Source organism: Thermus amyloliquefaciens, from assembly GCF_000744885.1.
Lineage (GTDB): Bacteria > Deinococcota > Deinococci > Deinococcales > Thermaceae > Thermus > Thermus amyloliquefaciens.
Genome location: NZ_JQMV01000003.1, coordinates 1,878,345 through 1,896,341, shown reverse-complemented (window position 1 = coordinate 1,896,341; position 17,997 = coordinate 1,878,345). Strand labels below are relative to the sequence as shown.

Below are 17,997 nucleotides of genomic sequence, written 5' to 3'. Positions count from 1 at the left end.
CTTCATGGGAAGCGCCGTATAATAGCCTCGGCCACTAAGGATGGTGCCACCACGGAGAAAGGAGGCCGTATGAGAAAAGTAGGCAAGCTGGCTGTACTCGGTTTAACCGCCCTGGGCCTGGCCCTGGCAGGGCCTCAGGACAACAGCCTGGTCATCGGGGCTTCCCAGGAGCCTAGGGTGCTGGCGGGGGACTTCCTCAGCATCATCTCCAACCAGGCCATCAAGAGCGAGATCGAAGGCTATCTCTTTGCGCCCTTTATCGGCTTTAACGCGGATAGCCAGAACTTCCCCGTTCTGGCCACCGAGGTGCCCACCCTGCAGAACAAGCGCCTGCGGGTAACGGACATCGGTGGGGGCAAGAAGCGGCTGGAGATGGACCTCACCATCCGCCAGGATGCCAAGTGGTCCGATGGCAAGCCGATCACTACCGAGGATGTGGCCTTCTACTACGAGGTGGGCAAGGCCAAGGGCATGCCCACCCTGAACCCGGACTACTGGGAGCGGGTGGCGCTCAAGGTGAAGGACGCCCGCAACTTCACCGTTATCTTTGAGCCCGCCTACTACTACGACACCTACGGCTCGCCCATCGGCTACGCCCCCAAGCACATCATGGGGGCCGAGTGGGAAAAGGTGAAGGCCGCGGCCCGCAACCTGGACCCCGATAAGGACGCGGAGAAGCTCAACGAGCTCTACCGCAACTTCTTCCTCAAGTTCGCCACCCCCCAGGCCCTGAACCGGGGGGCCATGGTTTACTCCGGCCCCTTCAAGCTGAAGCGCTGGGTGCCGGGGAACTCCATCGAGATGGAGCGGAACCCCAACTTCCCCATCAAGCCCGAGGGTGGGGAGAGCAAGTACGTGCAGAAGGTGGTCTACCGCTTCATCCAGAACACCAACTCCCTCCTGGTGGCGGTGATCGGCGGCTCCATCGACGCCACCTCCAGCGTGGCCCTCACCTTTGACCAGGGCCGCTCCAAGCAGCTCACCTCCCGCGCCCCTGGCCGCTTTGACATCTGGTTCGTGCCCGGGGCCATCTGGGAGCACATCGACATCAACAAGTTCAGCAACTGCCAGCAGGTTAAGGACCTGGGCTTGGACGACGTCCGCACCCGCCAGGCCATCCTCCACGCCCTGAACCGCGAGGGCTTGGTGAAGGCCTTCTTTGATGGCCTCCAGCCCGTGGCCCACACCTGGATCGCCCCCGTCAACCCCCTCTTCAACCCCAACGTCAAGAAGTACGAGTTTGACCTGAAGAAGGCGGAGGCCCTCCTGGCGCAGATGGGCTGGAAGAAGGGGCCTGACGGCATCCTCCAGCGCACCGTGGGCGGGCGTACCGTTCGGTTTGAGATCGAGTTCGTGACCACCGCGGGCAACGCCATCCGCGAGCGCACCCAGCAGTTCTTCGCCGAGGACCTCAAGAAGATCGGCATCGCCGTCAAGATCAACAACGCCCCCTCGGCCGTGGTCTTCTCCGACGACTACATCCAGCGGGCCAGCGAGTGCAAGTGGACCGGGATGTTTGAGTTCGCCTGGGTGTCCAGCCTGGCGGAGGGCGGCGACCTCTTCCAGTACAAGAACCTGAACACCGGGGCGATCCTGGTGCCCACCAAGGAGAACAACTACCAGGGCCAGAACATCGGCGGCTGGCGGAACGACGAGTTTGACCGCCTGACCAGCCAAGGGGTCTTGGAGTTTGACGAGGCCAAGCGGAAGCAGCTCTTCTGGAGGGCCCAGGAGATCTGGGCGGAGGAGCTTCCCGCCCTGCCCCTCTACTTCCGCGCCAACCCCTACGTGGTGCGCAAGGGCCTGGTCAACTACGTGGCCAGCGCCTACGCGGGCGGCAACGGCTACCCCGGCTGGAACGCCTGGGAGATCGGCTGGGAGAGCCGCGGGGCCGTGAAGAAGTGGGACCAGGCGAAGTACGCTCTTTCCATCAAATAGCCGTGGTATAGTGGGGCCCGCTGGGCTTAAAGCCCAGCGGGCTTTTTGAGGCTCAAAAACGGGAGGTACAAAGGTGTTTGCCTACACGGTGCGACGGCTTTTGCAGATGGTCCCCTTGCTCCTTGCCGCCAGCGTGGTGATCTACGCCCTGCTGGCCTTGCAGCCCGGGGATCCCTTGGAGGAACTGAAGCGGCAAAACCCCCGCATGACCGCCGAGCAGTTTGAGGCCTTGAAGCGGGCCTACGGCCTGGACCAGCCCCTGCATATCCGCTACTTCAAGTGGCTTTCCCGAGCGGTGCAGGGGGATTTGGGCTACAGCCGCACCTACGGCATCCCGGCGGCGGAGTACATCTTCGTCCAGCGCCTGCCCAAGACCCTGATTCTCTCGGGCTTGGCCCTCACCCTGGCCCTCTTGGTGGCCATCCCCGTGGGCGTCTTCTCCGCCGTGCGCCAGTACTCCCTGGCGGATTACGTCATCACCTTTTTGTCCTTCGTGGGGTTTTCCATGCCGGTCTTTTTCCTGGGCATCCTGCTGCTTTACCTTTTTGCCATTTGGTTGCCCGACCATATCCCCGGGTTCCCCCGCTTCCCCACGGGAGGGGTGCCGGGGGTGCTTTGGGAGGATGTGCGGTCAGGGGCCGTGAGCTTCGGCTACTTCCTGGGGCAGTGGGCCTGGCACCTCATCCTTCCGGTCATCGCTCTTTCCTCCTTGCAGATGGCGGAGTGGACCCGGTTCATGCGGGCTTCCTTGTTGGAGGTGCTTTCCCAGGATTACATCCGCACCGCCCGGGCCAAGGGCTTGGCCGAGCGGGTGGTGCTCTACAAGCACGCCCTCAGGAACGCCCTTATCCCCATCGTGACCCTGGTGGGTCTGGCCATCCCAGGGGTGCTGGGGGGAGCCACCATCACCGAGACCATCTTCAGCTACCCCGGCATGGGGCGGGCCATTTTTGACGCCCTGGTGGAGAAGGACTACAACGTGGCCATGGCCGCTTTGGCCTTTTTGGCCCTGATGACGGCCCTTTTCAACCTGTTGGCGGACTTGGCCTACGCGGTGGTGGACCCCCGCATTCGCTACAGCTAGAGGTGCGCCATGGCAACGCAAGCTGTGAAGGCTAAACCCCGCACGTTCGCAAGCCTCTTTTGGCGCCGTTTGCGGCGGCACAAGATGGCCATGGCCGGGTTGGTGGTCATCATCCTCCTGGTCCTCATGGCCATCTTTGCCCCCTGGATTGCCCCTTACGATCCCACCGCCCAGCCCACAGGGGAGGACGTGGGCCAGTACTACTTCAACCCTCCCTCCCGGGAGCACCCTTTGGGCACCGATGACCTCGGGCGGGATGTGCTTTCCCGCATCATTTACGGTTCCCGCATCTCCCTTTTGGTGGGTTTTGCCGTGGCCCTTTCCAGCGTGATCCTGGGGACCATCATGGGTACCCTGGCGGGCTACTTCTCCGGTCGCCCCCTGCGGTTTTACCTGGGCCCTCTGCGCCGGGAGAAGGAGGGGTTTTACCCTTGGAGCTTTGCCCTGTGGCGGGTCTTCTCCTGGTTCCTCTACTACGGGGTCTTGTACCTGGCCCTTTCCATCGCCTGGGCCTTGGCTGAGGATGGGTTGCGGGCTGGAAGCGTGGGGAGCTACCTGGGCTTTGGCCTAACCGTGGTCCTGGTGCTTTGGGCTGCCTGGTACGGCCTTAGGGGGCAGATCCGCCTGGACCTGGACGTGGCCATTAGCCGCCTCATCGACTTCATGCTGACCATCCCCACCCTGCCCCTCCTCTTGGTGCTCTCCGCCCTCCTGCGGGATCCTGGGGTGAAGGTAGGGCAGTGGGCGCAAGGGGTTTTTGGCGATGCCGCCAGCGTGTTCATCATCATCGCCATCCTGGTCCTCTTCGGCTGGCTGGGCACCGCAAGGCTGGTGCGGGGGAACATCCTTTCCTTGAGGGAGCAGGACTACGCCACCGCCGCCCAGGCCCTGGGGGCCAGCGATGCCCGGATCATGTTCCGGCACCTGGTGCCCAACACCATAGCCCCCCTCATCGTGCAGGCCACCCTGCAGATCGGCGGGGCCATCCTGGTGGAGGCGGCCCTTTCCTTCCTGGGCTTCGGCATCCAGCCCCCGGTGGCCACCTGGGGCAACATGCTCACCAATGCCCAGGAGTACATCTTCACCGCACCCTGGTTGGCCTTGCCCCCGGGCTTCATGATCTTCATCACCGTGCTGGCCTTCAACTACCTGGGGGACGGTTTGCGGGACGCCTTGGACCCGAGGAGCAGGCTCTAGGCCTCTGGGCGCTGGGGACCGGGGGATCCCCGGTCCTCAGGTTTTTGGGAGGAGCTTGTCCTCCGGGTAGCGCGCCTCGAGGAAGTAAAGCCCCTGGGGCGGGGCGCTGGGGCCCGCCAGGCGGCGGTCGGCGGTTTCCAGGATGCGCCTCAGGCTTTCCGGGGGGCGTTTCCCCAGGCCCACCTCCAAAAGGGTGCCCACCATCCCCCGCACCTGGCCCCGGAGGAAGCTCTGCCCCCGGAAGAGGAGGTGGAGCTCAGGGCCGAGCTCCCCCTCCACCTCCTCCAGCCGGGCCTCGTAGAGCTCCCGCACCCCCTCCCGCACCTCCCCTGCGGCGAACCCCAGGAAGTTGTGCCGGCCTGGGAGGTGGGCCAAGGCCGCCCGCAGGGCGGCCAGGTCCAAGGGGCGGCGGACCCAAAGGGCCCGGTGCCGCAGGAGGGGGGAGGGGTGGGGGCGGAGGAGGAGGCGGTAGCGGTAGGCCCGCCAGAGGGCGTCCTTGCGGGCGTGGAAGTCCTGGGCCACCTCCCTTGCGGAGAGCACCTTGAGGTCCTCGGGGAGAAGGCGGTTTAAGGCCTCAGGGATCTTTTCCGTGGGGATTTTTCCCGGGAGGTCAAAGTGGAAGGGCATGGCCAGGGCGTGGACCCCGGCGTCCGTGCGCCCGGCGGCCACCGCCTTGGGGAGGGCCCCGATCTCCGGCAAAGCCCTTTCCAGCTCCCCCTGCACGGTGCGCAAGCCTGGGCGCTGGCGCTGAAGCCCCGCGAAATGGGTTCCGTCGTACTCGGTGAGGATCAGGATGCGGCGCACGCGCCCAGCTTAATCCGCCCCCACCGGGGCCTTGGCGGGGTGGCCCTCCAGGGCCACCCCTTTCCCCACCACCTTGAGCCGTACCCGGTCCCCCACGCGGAAGGGGCTTTCCGGCCCCTCCTGCACCAGGATCTCCTTTTCCGGGGAAAGGAGGCGCACCCGGTAGGTGAGGTCGTGCCCCTTGAACTCCCGGGCCAACACCTCTCCCAGGACGCCCTCCGGGGCCTCCGGGGGAAGAAGCCTTAGGGCCTCGGGGCGCAAGGAGAGGAGCAGGGGCCCGTGGGCGGGCTCGGCCAGGGGCACGGGGCCCAGGCAGGTCTCCGCATACCGCCCAAACCCTTCCCCCGAAAGCAGGTTGGTGCGCCCTAAAAACTGGGCCACGAAGGGGGTCTTGGGCCTGAGGTAGACCTCCTCCGGGGTGCCCACCTGCTCCAGCCTCCCCCCCCGCATCACCCCTAAGCGGTCGGCGAAGGAGAGGGCCTCCTCCTGGTCGTGGGTGACCAGGAGGGCGGTGGTGCCGGTTTCCTTGAGGATCTTGCGCACCTCCTCCCGGGTGCTGGCCTTAAGGCTCGCGTCCAGGCTGGAAAAGGGCTCGTCCAAGAGGACCAGCTTGGGTCCCGGGGCCAGGGCCCGGGCCAGGGCGATGCGCTGCTGCTGCCCTCCGGAAAGCTCCCCCGGCTTGCGGTCCTGGAAAAGGGTCATGCCCACCCGCTCCAGGGCCTTGCGGGCCTTCTCGTAGCGGTCTTTCCCCTTGAGGCCGAAGGCCACGTTGCCCAGGGCGGTGAGGTGGGGGAAGAGGGCGTAGTCCTGGAACACAAAGCCGATGCCCCGCTTTTCCGGGGGCAGAAGGGTGATGTCCTTGCCCTCCAGGAGGACCCGCCCCGCCTCCGGGCTTTCCAGCCCGGCCACCACCCGGAGGAGGGTGGTCTTGCCGCAGCCGGAGGGTCCCAGCAGGGCCAGGATCTCCCCGGGGTAGACCTCGAGGTCAATCCCCTTGAGCACCTCGTGCTCGCCGAAGCGCTTGACAATGCCTTCCAGGGTCAGAAGCGGCGCTCGCTCCAAAGCAACACCCCCACGAAGGCCGCCGAGAGGAGGGCAATGGCCAGGGCGAAGGGGGCGGCCTCGGCGAACATGGCTTCCTGAGTGTAACTGAAAACCCGGGTGGAAAGGGTGCTGTAGCCCATGGGGGCGAGGAGGAGGGTGATGGGGAGCTCCTTCACCGCCCCGATGAAGGCCAAGGCCCCCCCGGCCGCGGCGCCCCGCCAGAGGAGGGGAAAGGTGACGCGGAAGAAGGCCCGGGTGGGGGTGTCCCCCAGGGTCCTGGCCGCCTCCTCGAGGCGCCTTGGCACCTGGTAAAGCGCCCCCCGCACCGGCCCCATGCCCTCGGCCAGGAAGTGGAAGGCCAAAACCAGGATGAGGAGGGGCAGGGTGCCGTAGAGGAGGGGAAGGCTTTTCAGGCTGAAGAAGATCCAGGCCAGGGCGAAGGCCAGAGGGGGGACCGTGTAGCCCATGTAGGCCAGCCTCTCCAGGAAGCGGGAGGCGGGGGAGGGGTGGCGCACCGCCAGGTAGGCGATGGGCAGGGCCATGCCCACGGCCAGAAGGGAAGCGGGCACGGCGGCCATGGCCGAGTGGGCCAGGGCCTCCCAAAGGCCTTCCAGGTGTTCCCGGGGAAAGCGGCTGGCCAGGTGGAAGAGGGCATAGAGGGGTAGAACCAGGGCCAGAAAGACAGGCAGCAGGAGAAGAAGGTAAGCCCAAGGGGCAAACCTCCCCAGGCTTAGGGGTCTGGCTTTTTTCCCGCTTCCCTTGCCCGTGCGGGCCAGGCTGAGCCGGCGGAGGAGGAACCCTTCCAGGAGGAGAAGCCCCCCGGTGAAGAGGAGGAGGAAGAGGGCCAGCCAGGCGGCGTAGACCCGGTCAAAGGCGGCGCTATATTGCAGGTAGATGGCGTAGGAAAAGGTCTCATAGCGCAGCAGGCTCACGGTTCCGAAATCCCCCAGAACGTGGAGGCCCACCACCAGGTACCCCGCCAGGAGGGCGGGGAGGAGCTGGGGGAAGACCACCTGGAAAAAGGCCCTCAGGGGCCCCAGGCCCAGGGTCCGGGCGGCCTCCTCCTGGCTGGGATCCAGCCCCAAGAAGGCGGCCCGCAGGCCCAGGAAGAGGTACGGGTAGGTGATGAGGGAAAGGACCCAAAGGGCCCCCCAGTACCCCTCGAGGCGCGGCAGGGGCAGGATCCCCCCGGGCCCCGTGGCGGAGAGGAGCACATAGGCCCCCACGTACCCGGGGATGGCCAGGGGCAGGGTGAGGAGGACGGAGAAGAGGCGCTTTCCCTTTAGGTCGGTGCGGGTGGTGAGGAAGGCCAGGGGCAGGGCGAGGAGGGTGGTGGTCAGAAGAACCCCGAGGAGGAGGGAGAGGGTGTTCCTCACCAGCTCCAGGTTCTTGGGGCGGAGGAGGATGGCCTTTAGGGTTTCCGGATCGCCCTCGAGGGCCCTCAGAACCAGGTAGAGGAGGGGGAGGGCCACCCCGCCCCCCGTGAGGAGGGCGGGCACCAGGAAGGGCAGGAGCCCGGGGAGTTGGGGGAGCCTTCTTGCCCTGGTCATCTTCGGATCTGCCTCCTACCCCTGCCCCAAAGGGGCGGTCCTAGAGGATGCCCAGCTCCCGGAGGAGCTTTAGGGCCTGGTCCAGGGGCAGTTTTTCAAAGTCCAGCTTGGGGCTTTTCCTCAGCGCCTCTTCCAGAGAGAGGAGGTGGGCGTCGGCCACCACCCCCTTCACCAGGGGGTATTCCCCCACGGTCCCCGCGAAGTACTGCTGCCCCTTGGGGGAAAGCAGGTAGGTGAGGAAGCGGTTGGCGGCCACTAGGTTCTTGGAGGTCTTGAGGATGCCCGCTCCCGTGACCAAGGCCAGGTTGCCCGCATCCCCGTCCTTGAAGTAGTGGAGGCCCAGGTTGTACCCGGCCCGGCGGAAGCGCACCACGTAGTAGTGGTTGGTGGAGCCAAGGTCGATCTCCCCAGCGCGGATGGCGTCCAGCATGGCCGGGTTGGAGGCGTAGCCCTTGGGGTTAAGAGCCTTCATGGCGGAAAGCCACTCCCGGGTCTTGGTTTCCCCGTGGAGGGCGATCATCCCCGCCACCATGTCCTGGAAGCTGGAGTAGGTGGGGGTCCAGCCCACCCGGCCCGCCAGGCCCTTTTCCTGGGCGAAGCGGGGCAGGTCCAGGAGGCTTGCCGGGAGCTCTTCCGGTTTCAGCCTTTGCGGGTTATAGGCCAGCACCCTAAGGCGCACCGTCACCGGCACCCAGGCCTTGGAGGCGGGCACGAAGGCCTGGGGTTGCCTAAGCAGGGTGTCCCCCAAAGGCCTTAGGAGCCCCTTGCTGGCCGCCTGGCCCAAGGCGCCCGCGGTGTTGGCCCAGAAGATGTCGGCTGGGGAGCGCCCTCCTTCCTCCTGCAGGGCCGCCAGGATCTGGGCGTCGGTGCCGTAGCGCACCTGGACCCGGATGCCGGTCTCCTCCTGGAACTGCTTCACCAAGGGTTCCACCAGGCTTTGCCCCCGCCCGGAGTAGAGGGTCAGGGTCGGTTGCTGGGCAGAAGCCAGTCCTAAAGCCGCAAGGCCCATCAGGGTAAGGAACCTTCTTCGCTGCATCTTGCCTCCTTCCTGCCTCCCCAGGGGTTTCCTGGGGCGAGGGCGCCCTCCGCCTGGGGACTTTACCCCAAGGGGGGATGAAAGTCAAGTATTCCGGTCGGATTTTCCAACTTTAGAAGCGATAATCACTTGCAACCAGGGGAGTACCCCCGTCAGGTCCTCCGGCCAGGAGGGGCTTTCCCCGGTGTAAACCAGGGGCACGGGGTTTCGGGTGTGCTTGGGGTGCCAGGGCTCCTCGGCGTTGCCGTGGTCGGAGGTGAGGAGGAGGGTGCCGCCTGCTTCCAGGAAGCCCTTCACGAATAGGGAGAGCTCGCGAAAGCGCTCGGGCAAGGCTTCCGGGAAGCGGTGGGCATAGAGGTCCAGGGCCCAGTACTCCAGGACCACCAGGTCAAAGCCCCGGGCCAGGGCCGCCGCCTGGGCGCCTGCGCCGTAGGGGTCCTCCCAGAACCCGGGGCTGAGGGCCTGGGGATGGCCCAGGGGCAGGAGGGGCAGGTCCGCCAAAAGGGCGGCCTGGGCAAAGGCGGAGAGGAGCAGCCTTCTTCCCCGGGTGGCCCGCTCCAGGTATTCCGGGCGGTAGGCGTTGGCGTGGAGGACGCGTAGGCCTGTTGCCCTGGCCCAGGCGTAGAGGCTTTGCTGGAGCAGGGGCTTGAGCCGGGGGCCAGGGAAAGGCCCTTGGTGGTGGCCCAGGAACCTGGCGGCGTTGACCCCGGTGAGGAGGGTGGTCTGGCCCGTGCCCGACTGGGGCAGGCCCTCCACCCCCAAGGTGGCGTCCAGGGCCCTGGGGGAAAGCTCCAAAAGAAGGGGGAAGAGATCCTCCAAGGCCTCTCCCAGGCCCAGGCCGTCCACGAAGAGGAAGAGCACGCCTCCAGTGTGCGCCACCCGTTTCCCCGCGTCAAACGTGCCTTGCCTCACCGGAGCTTCCCAAGGTTCCAGGTATCCTGACCTTGGAGGTAAAGCCATGCCGGTAAGAAAGGCCAATGCCATATGGGAAGGCGGTTTGCGTAACGGTCAGGGTTGGATGAAGCTGCAAAGCCAGGCCTTTGAGGGTCCTTATTCCTACCCCTCCCGCTTTGAGGAGGGGCCGGGGACCAACCCCGAGGAGCTCATCGCCGCTGCCCATGCGGGGTGCTTTTCCATGGCCCTGGCCGCCTCCTTGGAGCGGGCGGGCTTTCCCCCAAAGAGAATCGCCACGGAGGCCCGGGTGCACCTGGAGATGGTGGAGGGGAAGGCCACCCTTACCCGGATTGACCTGATCGCCGAGGCGGAGGTGCCGGGGATAACCCCGGAGAAGTTCAAGGAAATCGCCCAGGCGGCCAAGGAGGGGTGCCCGGTTTCCCGGGCCTTGGCGGGGGTGGGGGAGATCACCCTCGAGGCCCGCCTGGCCTGAGGTTGCCGCAATGGGAGACCAAGGCTTTTCCCGGGCCCCCCTTGGGGCCTAGGCCGCCCTAGTCTTCCCCCTTCCAAAGAAGCCGGCCGCAGGAGGGGCAGCGCACCAGCTGCCCCTGCACCACCTTCTGGGCCACGTGGGTGGGCAGCACCACGTTGCACCCCTCGCAGCGGAAGACCTGGCCCTGGCGGTGCATGCGGGCGATGCCGGTGCCCCTTCGGGCCCGGCGCACCGCCTCATACTCCTTAAGGATGGGGGCGGGGATGGTCTGGGCCATGAGGGAGCGTTCCTCGAGCCTGACGGCGATCTCCGCCTTGAGGGCCTCCACCCTGACCCGGTTGGCCTCCAGGAGCTCTTCCAGGCGGGGCCTTAAGGCGGCGAGCTGGGCTTCCACCTCCTGGATCTCGCCCTCCAAGTTCTCCATGGCCTCCATGATGGGGGTGGAGAGCTCCAGGAGTTCTTTGATCCGGTCCTTGATCTGTTGGATGCGGTTCTCGTACTGGGTCTGCTCGCGGGCGCTTTGCGCCTGGCGTTGCTCAGCCTCCGCCTGCTTCTCCTTGGCGGTGAGGTCCTCGATGTCCAGGCTGTGGCGGTTGTACTCCTTGCGAAGCTCCGCCTGGCGCTCCAGGAGGTCGGCAAGCCGGCTCTCCAGGGCCTCCACCTGGATCTTCACCGAAACCAGATCCTGGGGGAGGGCCTCCGCCTCCTTTTGCAACCGGTCTATCTCCAGGTCCTTTTCCTGCAGGTGGTAAAGAGCCTTGAGCGCCTCGAGCTGTCCCCTGTGGGGAGCGTCCGCCCCGTTCACGTCTCCCATTCTAACCCCAGGAGGAAGGGGTTGGTCTTGGCCTCCAGGGCCAGGGAGGTGCTGGGCCCGTGCCCCGGGTAGACCTCCGTCCTGGGAGGCAGGGTGAGGAGGCGCCTGAGGGATTGGAAGAGGTCCTCCCGGCTTGCCCCCGGCAGGTCGTGGCGGCCGATGCTCCCCCGGAAGAGGAGGTCCCCGGAAAAAACCCGAAGGGGGTCTAGGGCCCCGCCGGGGTGAAGGAAGGCCACATGGCCAGGGCTATGGCCGGGCAGATGCCAGACGGTGAAGCCGAAAAGGACCTGCCCCTCCTCCAAGGGCTCCACCGGCAGGGGGGGGTTGGGGATGGCCAGGCCCCACATGCGGGCCACCTCCGCCGCGTGCCGGTAAAGGGGGAGGTCCAAGGGGTGGAGGAAGACCGGCAGGGATAGGGCCTCCACCAAGGGGGCCACCGCCCCCACGTGGTCAAAGTGGGCGTGGGTGAGCAGGATGGCCTCGGGCCTTAACCCCGTGGACTCCAGGAGGGCCAGGATCCTTTCCGCTTCGTCCCCGGGGTCTATGAGCACCGTCCCCTCCGTCCCCTCCACCAGGTAGGTGTTTTCCTGGAGGGGGCCCACGCTCAGGCGGTGGACCCTCATGGCTCGGTGGGAAGCCCCTCCTGGAGCCACTCGTGCATGGAGCCCAGGTAGTTCCTGGCCTTTACCCCCAGGCTCCGCAGCACGAAGAAGGCCACGGCGCTCCGGGCCCCGGAGTGGCAGTAGACCCCCACTTCCTGCCCCGGTTCCAGGCCGAGCCGCTTGAGCACCTTGTCCGGCTCCAGAAAAAGCTCCAGGGGGGCGTTTCGGCTTCCCGGGATGCGACCCCCCTTGGGACAGCAGGGGGGGTGGACCTTGCCCTGGTGCTCCTCGGGGCTACGCACGTCCAGAAGGAGGGGGTGCCTGGCCGCCTCGTCCGCGGTAAGGAGCCAGTCCCGGCGGAGGCGGGCGATGGTGTCCGAGCGCTGGGGCTTGGGCTCCTCCCGCTCGGTGGCCTGGGCCTCCCAGCCCTCGGTCCAAAGGGCCACCTCCAGCCCCCCAAGCCCCAGGAAGAAGGCGGTGCGGCAAAGGCGGCTGGTTAGGCCCTCGTCGTAGAGGATCACGGGGCTTTTGAGCCCCAGTTCCTGGAAAAGCTCGGTGAGGCCGGCTTCCAGGGCTTGAAGCTCCCCCTCTTCCCGCAGGCGCAGCCTGGGGGCGGAGAGGTCCAGGTGCCGGGCGCCGGGCAGGTGGCCGGCCTCGTAGGCGGCCCGGGGGCGGGTATCCACCAGGACGGCTTCGGGAGGGACCTCCATGCCCCTGATTATAGGGGGCGCATGGGTAGGCGTTGAGAGATAAGGATACTTGACAAAGCAAGGCGCAAGTGATATAAGTGAGGCGGGAGGTGATAGGTATGGCCCTGGTTCGTAGGGATGCGCGCCCCGTGGAGGTTACCCCCTTCCGCACCTGGGGTCCTTTGTCCCTCCTGGAGGAGGCCAACCGGCTCTTTGAGGAGGTTCTAGGCGACTTTGCCCGGCCCGTGGCTACCTTTGTGGCCCCTGCCGACCTCTACGAGACCGACGAGGCCTTGGTCCTGGAGATGGCGGTGCCGGGCCTCTCCCCGGAGGACCTCGAGGTGAGCCTCGAGGGCAGCAAGCTCACGGTGCGGGGCCAGGTGAAGCCCGCCGAGGAGGCCAAGGTGCGCCGTTACTACCTCCAGGAGCTCTCCCATGGCTCCTTCGTGCGCACCTTCACCCTTCCCGTGGAGGTGGATGCCTCCCAGGCCAAGGCGGAGTTCCGCCACGGGATCCTGCGCCTCACCCTGCCCAAGGTGGCCGAGGCCCGGGCCAAGCGGATCCCCATTGAGGTGGTCCAGTAAGCCCAAGCCCCCTTGCCCCCGGGAAGCGCCCCGGGGGTTCACCCCTTTTTAAGGGCCTCCGCCAGGCGCTTTAGGGCCTCTTCCAGCACCTCCGGGTAGGTGGCGAAGTTGAGGCGCACGTAGCGATCGTACCCCTCCCCGAAGTTTTCCCCGGGGTTCAGGGCCACCCGGGCCTCCTTGAGGAAGAAGGAGGCCGCCTGGGGAATAGGGGTTTTGAGCCAGGCCAGGTAGGTGCCCTCCGGGGGATGGTGGCCGAGGCCCACCTCCTTGGCCCAGGCCGCCACCCGGTCGCGGTTGGCCTTGAGCCGTCCGAGGACCTCCTGGAGCCAGGAATCGGCCTCCAGGAGGGCGGCCTTCCAGGCGGCCATGGCCAGGACGTTGGGGAAGGTGTGGGGGAGGTGGCGCTTCAGGGCCTCCACCAGGGGCTTGGGCCCCACCGCCGCCCCGATGGGCAGTCCGGCCAGGTTGTAGGCCTTTCCCGGTCCCAAGAGGGTAAGGGTGCGCTCCGGGAGGAAGCGGGCCAGGGGCACGTGGGTTTTCCCGTAGGTCAAAGGGGCGTGGAGCTCATCGGAAACCACGATGAGGTCGTGCTTGCGGGCGATGGCGGCCAAGGCGGAAAGCTCCTCCTCCCCATAGACCCTTCCCGTGGGGTTTTGCGGGTGGCAGAAGAGGAGGAGGCGGCTGGCGTAGGCCAGGCGCTCCAGGCCCTCGAGGTCCAGCTGGTACCCCTCCTCCGTTTCCCTCAAAGGATTGGCCAAAACCGTGCGTTTCTGCTGGCGTATGGCGGATAAGAACGGAGGGTATACGGGGACCTGGGTCAGGACCCCCTGGCCGGGGGCGGTGAAGGCGGCCACCGCCCCGTAGAGCCCCACCACCACCCCGGGCATGAAGGCCAGCTCGCCTTCCAGGCCCACCTTTTCCAGGATGAGGGCCCTGAGCTCCTGGTCCCCCTCCCGGGGTGGGTAGCCCAAAAACCCCTCGGCCCTTTCCCGTAGGGCCCTGCGGATGGGCTCGGCGATGGGAAAGTCCATGTCCGCCACCCAAAGGGGCAGGACGTCCTCAGGGTAGGTGCCCCATTTGAGGGAGTCCTTGCGGGGGGGAAGCTCCATGGGGTTATCTTACCCAGAGCCCCTTCCCAGTCGCCGGAGCATATACCAGGAAAGGAGGACGAGGGGCAGGCTCACCACCTGGGTGGCGGTGAAGAGGCCGATGCCCAGCTCGTCGTTCCGGTACACGGGAAGCCAAAGGGGGTTGAGGCGGAAGGGCTCCTCCAAAACCGAGCGCAGGATGCTGTACCAAAGGAGGAAGTTCCAGAAGGCGTAGCCGTAAAAGGGCCGCTTCCTCAGCCAGCGGTAGGCCAGGGGGAGGAGGATGAGGCCCACCAGGGCCCCGTAGATCTGGGTGAGGTGCACGGGGCCCCGCAGGAGCTCCTGGCACCGGTAAACCTGGGAGATGTCGTCGATGCCTGGGCAGATTCCGGGGAAGCCCTTGGCCCACTCCGGCCAGGTGAAACCGATGGGCAAGGAGGTGAGGCGGCCTACGGTGTCGGAGCCGTTCATGAGGTTGCCGATGCGCCCGGCGATGATGCCCAGGGCCACCCCAGGGGTGGCGGCGTCCAGGTAGGGCCACAAGGGGTAGCCCCTCCGGCGGTGGTAGTAGAGGAAGACCAGTACCCCGCCCAGGATGGCCCCGTGGAAGGAAAGCCCCCCGTGCCAGATGTACAAGACCTCCACCGGGTTCTGCAGGAAGTAGCCGGGGGAGGTGAGGACGTAGCCCAGCCTGGCCCCCACCACCCCGAAAACCACCGCCCAGAAGGCCACCGTCTCAAACTTCTCCGCATCCAACCCCCAGGCCCTAAGCCTGCGCTTGGCCAACTCAAAGCCGATGAAGATGGCCAAGGTGAGGAGGAAGCCGTACCACTGGATGCGCAAGGGGCCGATCTGGATCATGGTGGGGTTCATGCCTCACCCCCTCTTGGGAGCCTTTGCGCCAGTTCCAGGAGGGACCGCTCGTCAAAAAGGCCCTCCAAAAGCACCCTATCCCCCAGCAGGAGCACGGGCACCCGCAAGGTGTAGAGGCGGAAGAGCTCGGGGTCTTGGTCCACCTCCCGGCGCACATAGGGTATCCCCAAGGTCCAAAGGGCCCTTTCCGCCTTCTCGCACAGGCCGCATCCCTCCCGGGTGACGAAGACCAGGTCCATGGGGAAAAGCATACCTTGGCCTGGGGGGGGGAGGGCCGGGGCCCCCAACCGGGCAAGGCCAGGTGGGGATGGCGTCAGAAGACGGCCCGGATCACCAGGATTCCCATGGCCACGTGGACGATCACCTTGGCCACCACGCCCCCCATGAGGCCCACCAGGGTGCCCCAGGCCGCCTTGAGGGCCTCCTCGGGTTTGCGCCCCGAGAGGTACTCAAAAAGCCAGGCCAGGAGGAAGGGCAGCACCAGGACCCCCACCACCCCCAGGAAGAGGCCGAGAATCCCTCCCAAAAAGGCCCCCCAAAGCCCCGCCCGCCCCGCCCCGTACCTTCTGGCCCCCAGAAGGGTGGCCAGGTTGTCCAGGCTCATGGCCAAAAGGGCCAGGACCCCCAGGGCCAGCCACAGGCCCAAGGAGAGTTCCCCGAAGCCCACCAGGGCCTCGTGGAGAAGGGCGGCGGCCAGGATCAGAAGGGTGGCGGGGACGAGGGGCACCAGGGTCAGGAGCACCCCTGCGCCCCAAAGGACCACGAAGAGCCAATCGGCGAAGGCGTTCACAGAACAAGCCTAGGGTGGGATTCCATGAGAAGGGCAAGGGACATCCGCCCCCGGCTTTCCCCTTAAGCTCAAGGCGAGGAGGCGGGTATGGAGTTTGGCCTACCCAAGGAGCAGGGCGTGGTCAAGACCCAACCCCCCTTCGGGGAGGTGCGGGAGGGGCGGGTGGCCCTTACCCCCCAAGGGGTGCGGGAGCTGGTGGATAGGGGTCACCGGGTCTATGTGGAACGGGGGGCGGGGGAGCGGGCGGGCTTTCCCGACGAGGCCTATGAGCGGGCCGGGGCCCGGTTGGTGAGCCGGGAGGAGGCCTTTGGGCGGGGGGAGGTGGTCTTGAAGGTGGGCCGGCCCACCCTCGAGGAAATCGCCCTCCTCCGCCCTGGGGCCACGGTCATGGCCTTCCTGCACCTGGCGGTGGCGGAATCCTCGTTGGTGGAGGCCATGGCGGAGAAGGGCCTGACGGCCATTGGGTACGAGCTCATCGGGGCTGGGGGGAGGCGTCCCGTGCTCAAGGCCATGAGCGAGATCGCGGGCCGCCTGGCCCCCCAGGTGGCGGGAAGGCTTTTGGAGGCTCCCTTCGGCCCCGGGGTGCTGCTCTCGGGGCTGCCTGGGATTCCCCCGGCGGACGTGGTCATCCTGGGGGCGGGGGTTTTGGGAAGGGCGGCGGCCCGGGCCTTCCTGGGGGTGGGGGCCTCGGTCTACCTCTTGGACAAGGAGCTTTCCGCCCTGGAGGAGGCCTCCAAGGAGGCCGGGGGGGCGGTCACCGCCCTGGTCACCCAGACCCGCTTGGAGCGGTACGTGGCCTTTGCCGATGTCCTGGTGGGGGCGGTGGCGGTGCCGGGGGAAAGGGCCCCCCTCCTCCTCAACCGGGACCTGCTTGCCCGCATGCGCCCGGGGGCGGTCCTCCTGGACTTCGCCATCGACCAGGGGGGCATCGCGGAGACCAGCCGGGTGGGGGTGTACCAGGAGATGGGCATCACCCACTTCTGCCTCCCCAACGTCCCCGCCCTGGTGCCCCGGACCAGCAGCCATGCCCTCACCGCCACCCTTTTGCCCTTTCTCCTGAAGGTGGAGGAGGACCCCTTGGGGGTTCCCGAGCTCCGGCAAGGGGCCTACCTCCTCCTGGGCCAGAAAGGAGGCCACCTGGAATGAGCTACCGCAAGAAGCTGACCTCTCCTGAGGATGCCGTTTCCCTCATCCGCTCCGGCATGCGGGTCTTCGTCTCCGGCAACGCCGCCACCCCCACGCCCCTCCTCAAGGCCCTTGCCGCCCGCAAGGACGAGCTGGAGGGCGTGGAGCTCGTCCACCTCCTGCAGATGGGGGAAGACCCCTTCGCCTCCCCCGAGATGGAGGGGCACTTCCGGCGCCGCTCCCTCTTCGTGGGGCCCACGGACCGGGAGGCGGTGAACCAGGGCCGGGCGGACTACGTGCCCATCATGCTCCACCAGGTGCCCTGGCTCTTCAAGCGCCGCATCCTCCTCCTGGATGCCGCCATCGTCCAGGTTTCCCCGCCCGATGAGCACGGCTTCTGCTCCTTGGGGGTGGAGGTGATCGCCACCAAGGCGGCCCTCGAGGCCGCCCCTATCGTGATCGCCATGGTGAACCCCAGGATGCCGCGAACCCTAGGGGACACCTTCGTCCACGTCTCCCGCCTCACCGCCATCGTGGAGATGGAATGGCCCTTGCCCGAGCTCAAGCGGGAGGGGTTTGGCGAGGTGGAAAGGCGCATCGGGGAGCACGTGGCGGGCCTGATTGAGGACGGGGCCACCCTGCAGATGGGCATCGGGGCCATCCCCGACGCCGTCTTGGCCAGCCTCGAGGGCAGGCGGGACCTGGGGGTGCACACGGAGATGATCTCCGACGGGGTGCTGGAGGCCTTTGAGAAGGGCCTCATCACCGGGGCCAGGAAGACCCTTCACCCCGGCAAGGTCATCGGCACCTTCGTCCTGGGCTCGGAAAGGCTCTACCGCTTCGTCCACGACAACCCCCTCTTTGAGCTCCACCCCGCGGACTACGTGAACGACCCCTTCGTGGTGGCCCAGAACCGCAAGATGGTGGCCATCAACTCCGCCATCGAGGTGGACCTCACCGGGCAGGTGGTGGCGGACTCCATCGGCACCCGCATCTACTCCGGCTTCGGGGGCCAGCTGGACTTCATCCGCGGGGCGGCGAGGAGCGAGGGGGGGAAGCCCATCATCGCCCTTCCCTCCACCGCCAAGGGGCATAGCCGCATCGTTCCCTACCTGAAACCGGGGGCGGGGGTGGTCACCACCCGGGCGGACGTGCACTACGTGGTCACGGAGTGGGGGGTAGCGGAGCTTTTTGGCCGCTCCCTGAGGGAGAGGGCCATGGCCCTCATCGGCATCGCCTACCCCGACTTCCGGGAGGAGCTCTTAAAGGCCGCCTGGGAGCGGAAACTCTTGCCCAGGAGCTATCCGGGGTTCCGCCCGGGCCCTTAGGGCTGGGCCCTAGCGCTTAAAGTACCTGAGGAAGCGCTCCTGCTTTAGGTACACAAAGCGCGGG

At 66.8% G+C, this 17,997-nt stretch carries 19 protein-coding genes; 7 read left to right on the top strand and 12 right to left on the bottom strand.

What is annotated here, in order from left to right; genetic code table 11:
• Positions 1–69: 69 nt before the first annotated feature.
• The 3 genes from BS74_RS10220 to BS74_RS10210 all read left to right on the top strand — a co-directional run bounded on the left by BS74_RS10220 (position 70) and on the right by BS74_RS10210 (position 4,219).
• On the top strand, positions 70–1,938 hold the full coding sequence (locus BS74_RS10220; protein ID WP_038058438.1) for a peptide ABC transporter substrate-binding protein: 1,869 nt from the start codon (positions 70–72) through the stop codon (positions 1,936–1,938).
• Positions 1,939–2,011: 73 nt separating this feature from the next.
• On the top strand, positions 2,012–3,022 hold the full coding sequence (locus BS74_RS10215; protein WP_038058436.1) for an ABC transporter permease: 1,011 nt from the start codon (positions 2,012–2,014) through the stop codon (positions 3,020–3,022).
• A gap of 9 nt (positions 3,023–3,031) precedes the next feature.
• On the top strand, positions 3,032–4,219 hold the full coding sequence (locus BS74_RS10210) for an ABC transporter permease (RefSeq protein WP_038058434.1): 1,188 nt from the start codon (positions 3,032–3,034) through the stop codon (positions 4,217–4,219).
• A gap of 36 nt (positions 4,220–4,255) precedes the next feature.
• Here BS74_RS10210 and truA read toward each other — a convergent pair whose 3' ends face one another.
• The 5 genes from truA to BS74_RS10185 all read right to left on the bottom strand — a co-directional run bounded on the left by truA (position 4,256) and on the right by BS74_RS10185 (position 9,514).
• Positions 4,256–5,023, bottom strand: coding sequence for a tRNA pseudouridine(38-40) synthase TruA (truA, locus tag BS74_RS10205; RefSeq protein WP_038058427.1), 768 nt, complete (start codon positions 5,021–5,023; stop codon positions 4,256–4,258).
• A 9-nt stretch (positions 5,024–5,032) separates the two neighbouring features.
• On the bottom strand, positions 5,033–6,085 hold the full coding sequence (locus BS74_RS10200) for an ABC transporter ATP-binding protein (protein ID WP_038058425.1): 1,053 nt from the start codon (positions 6,083–6,085) through the stop codon (positions 5,033–5,035).
• The gene (locus BS74_RS10195; RefSeq protein WP_038058422.1) at positions 6,064–7,617 is read right to left on the bottom strand and encodes an ABC transporter permease; all 1,554 of its coding nucleotides are present in this window, start codon (positions 7,615–7,617) and stop codon (positions 6,064–6,066) included. Before BS74_RS10195 ends, BS74_RS10200 begins: the two co-directional genes overlap by 22 nt.
• 40 nt (positions 7,618–7,657) lie before the next feature.
• Complete coding sequence (locus BS74_RS10190) at positions 7,658–8,653, bottom strand: iron ABC transporter substrate-binding protein (RefSeq protein WP_038058420.1); 996 nt, start codon at positions 8,651–8,653, stop codon at positions 7,658–7,660.
• Between the two features lie 84 nt (positions 8,654–8,737).
• Positions 8,738–9,514, bottom strand: a complete 777-nt coding sequence (locus tag BS74_RS10185) for a metalloenzyme (protein ID WP_038058418.1) — start codon at positions 9,512–9,514, stop codon at positions 8,738–8,740.
• Positions 9,515–9,611: 97 nt separating this feature from the next.
• Between BS74_RS10185 and BS74_RS10180 the strand changes: the two genes are divergently transcribed.
• On the top strand, positions 9,612–10,040 hold the full coding sequence (locus BS74_RS10180) for an OsmC family protein (protein WP_038058416.1): 429 nt from the start codon (positions 9,612–9,614) through the stop codon (positions 10,038–10,040).
• Between the two features lie 58 nt (positions 10,041–10,098).
• Here the strand turns inward: BS74_RS10180 and BS74_RS10175 are convergent, their stop codons facing one another.
• The 3 genes from BS74_RS10175 to BS74_RS10165 are packed head-to-tail and all read right to left on the bottom strand — an operon-like array spanning position 10,099 to position 12,166.
• The gene (locus BS74_RS10175) at positions 10,099–10,854 is read right to left on the bottom strand and encodes a zinc ribbon domain-containing protein (protein ID WP_038058415.1); all 756 of its coding nucleotides are present in this window, start codon (positions 10,852–10,854) and stop codon (positions 10,099–10,101) included.
• On the bottom strand, positions 10,842–11,477 hold the full coding sequence (locus BS74_RS10170; protein WP_038058413.1) for an MBL fold metallo-hydrolase: 636 nt from the start codon (positions 11,475–11,477) through the stop codon (positions 10,842–10,844). Before BS74_RS10170 ends, BS74_RS10175 begins: the two co-directional genes overlap by 13 nt.
• Positions 11,474–12,166 carry a sulfurtransferase gene (locus BS74_RS10165; protein ID WP_038058411.1) on the bottom strand — a complete coding sequence of 231 codons (693 nt, stop codon included), beginning with the start codon at positions 12,164–12,166 and terminating at the stop codon, positions 11,474–11,476. The genes BS74_RS10170 and BS74_RS10165 overlap by 4 nt, the downstream gene beginning before the upstream one ends.
• 98 nt (positions 12,167–12,264) lie before the next feature.
• Between BS74_RS10165 and BS74_RS10160 the strand changes: the two genes are divergently transcribed.
• Positions 12,265–12,729 (top strand): Hsp20/alpha crystallin family protein, encoded by a 465-nt coding sequence (locus BS74_RS10160; RefSeq protein WP_038059171.1) that lies wholly within the window; start codon positions 12,265–12,267, stop codon positions 12,727–12,729.
• Between the two features lie 38 nt (positions 12,730–12,767).
• On the opposite strand, the gene BS74_RS10155 is transcribed toward BS74_RS10160, so the two are convergent.
• The 4 genes from BS74_RS10155 to BS74_RS10140 form a co-directional block, all read right to left on the bottom strand.
• A complete protein-coding gene (locus tag BS74_RS10155) occupies positions 12,768–13,838 on the bottom strand; it encodes a cystathionine beta-lyase (RefSeq protein WP_038058409.1) in 1,071 nt (356 codons plus the stop codon).
• A gap of 9 nt (positions 13,839–13,847) precedes the next feature.
• Positions 13,848–14,678: a prolipoprotein diacylglyceryl transferase gene (lgt, locus tag BS74_RS10150; protein WP_185747754.1), complete on the bottom strand. Its 831-nt coding sequence runs from the start codon at positions 14,676–14,678 to the stop codon at positions 13,848–13,850.
• Positions 14,679–14,686: 8 nt separating this feature from the next.
• The gene (locus BS74_RS10145; RefSeq protein WP_185747726.1) at positions 14,687–14,941 is read right to left on the bottom strand and encodes a glutaredoxin family protein; all 255 of its coding nucleotides are present in this window, start codon (positions 14,939–14,941) and stop codon (positions 14,687–14,689) included.
• Positions 14,942–15,003: 62 nt separating this feature from the next.
• A complete protein-coding gene (locus BS74_RS10140) occupies positions 15,004–15,480 on the bottom strand; it encodes a DUF456 domain-containing protein (protein WP_038058406.1) in 477 nt (158 codons plus the stop codon).
• Positions 15,481–15,567: 87 nt separating this feature from the next.
• Here BS74_RS10140 and BS74_RS10135 point away from each other — a divergent pair, with 87 nt between their 5' ends.
• Positions 15,568–16,626, top strand: a complete 1,059-nt coding sequence (locus BS74_RS10135; RefSeq protein WP_038058404.1) for an alanine dehydrogenase — start codon at positions 15,568–15,570, stop codon at positions 16,624–16,626.
• Positions 16,623–17,933: an acetyl-CoA hydrolase/transferase family protein gene (locus BS74_RS10130; protein WP_038058402.1), complete on the top strand. Its 1,311-nt coding sequence runs from the start codon at positions 16,623–16,625 to the stop codon at positions 17,931–17,933. Before BS74_RS10135 ends, BS74_RS10130 begins: the two co-directional genes overlap by 4 nt.
• Positions 17,934–17,997: the final 64 nt, after the last annotated feature.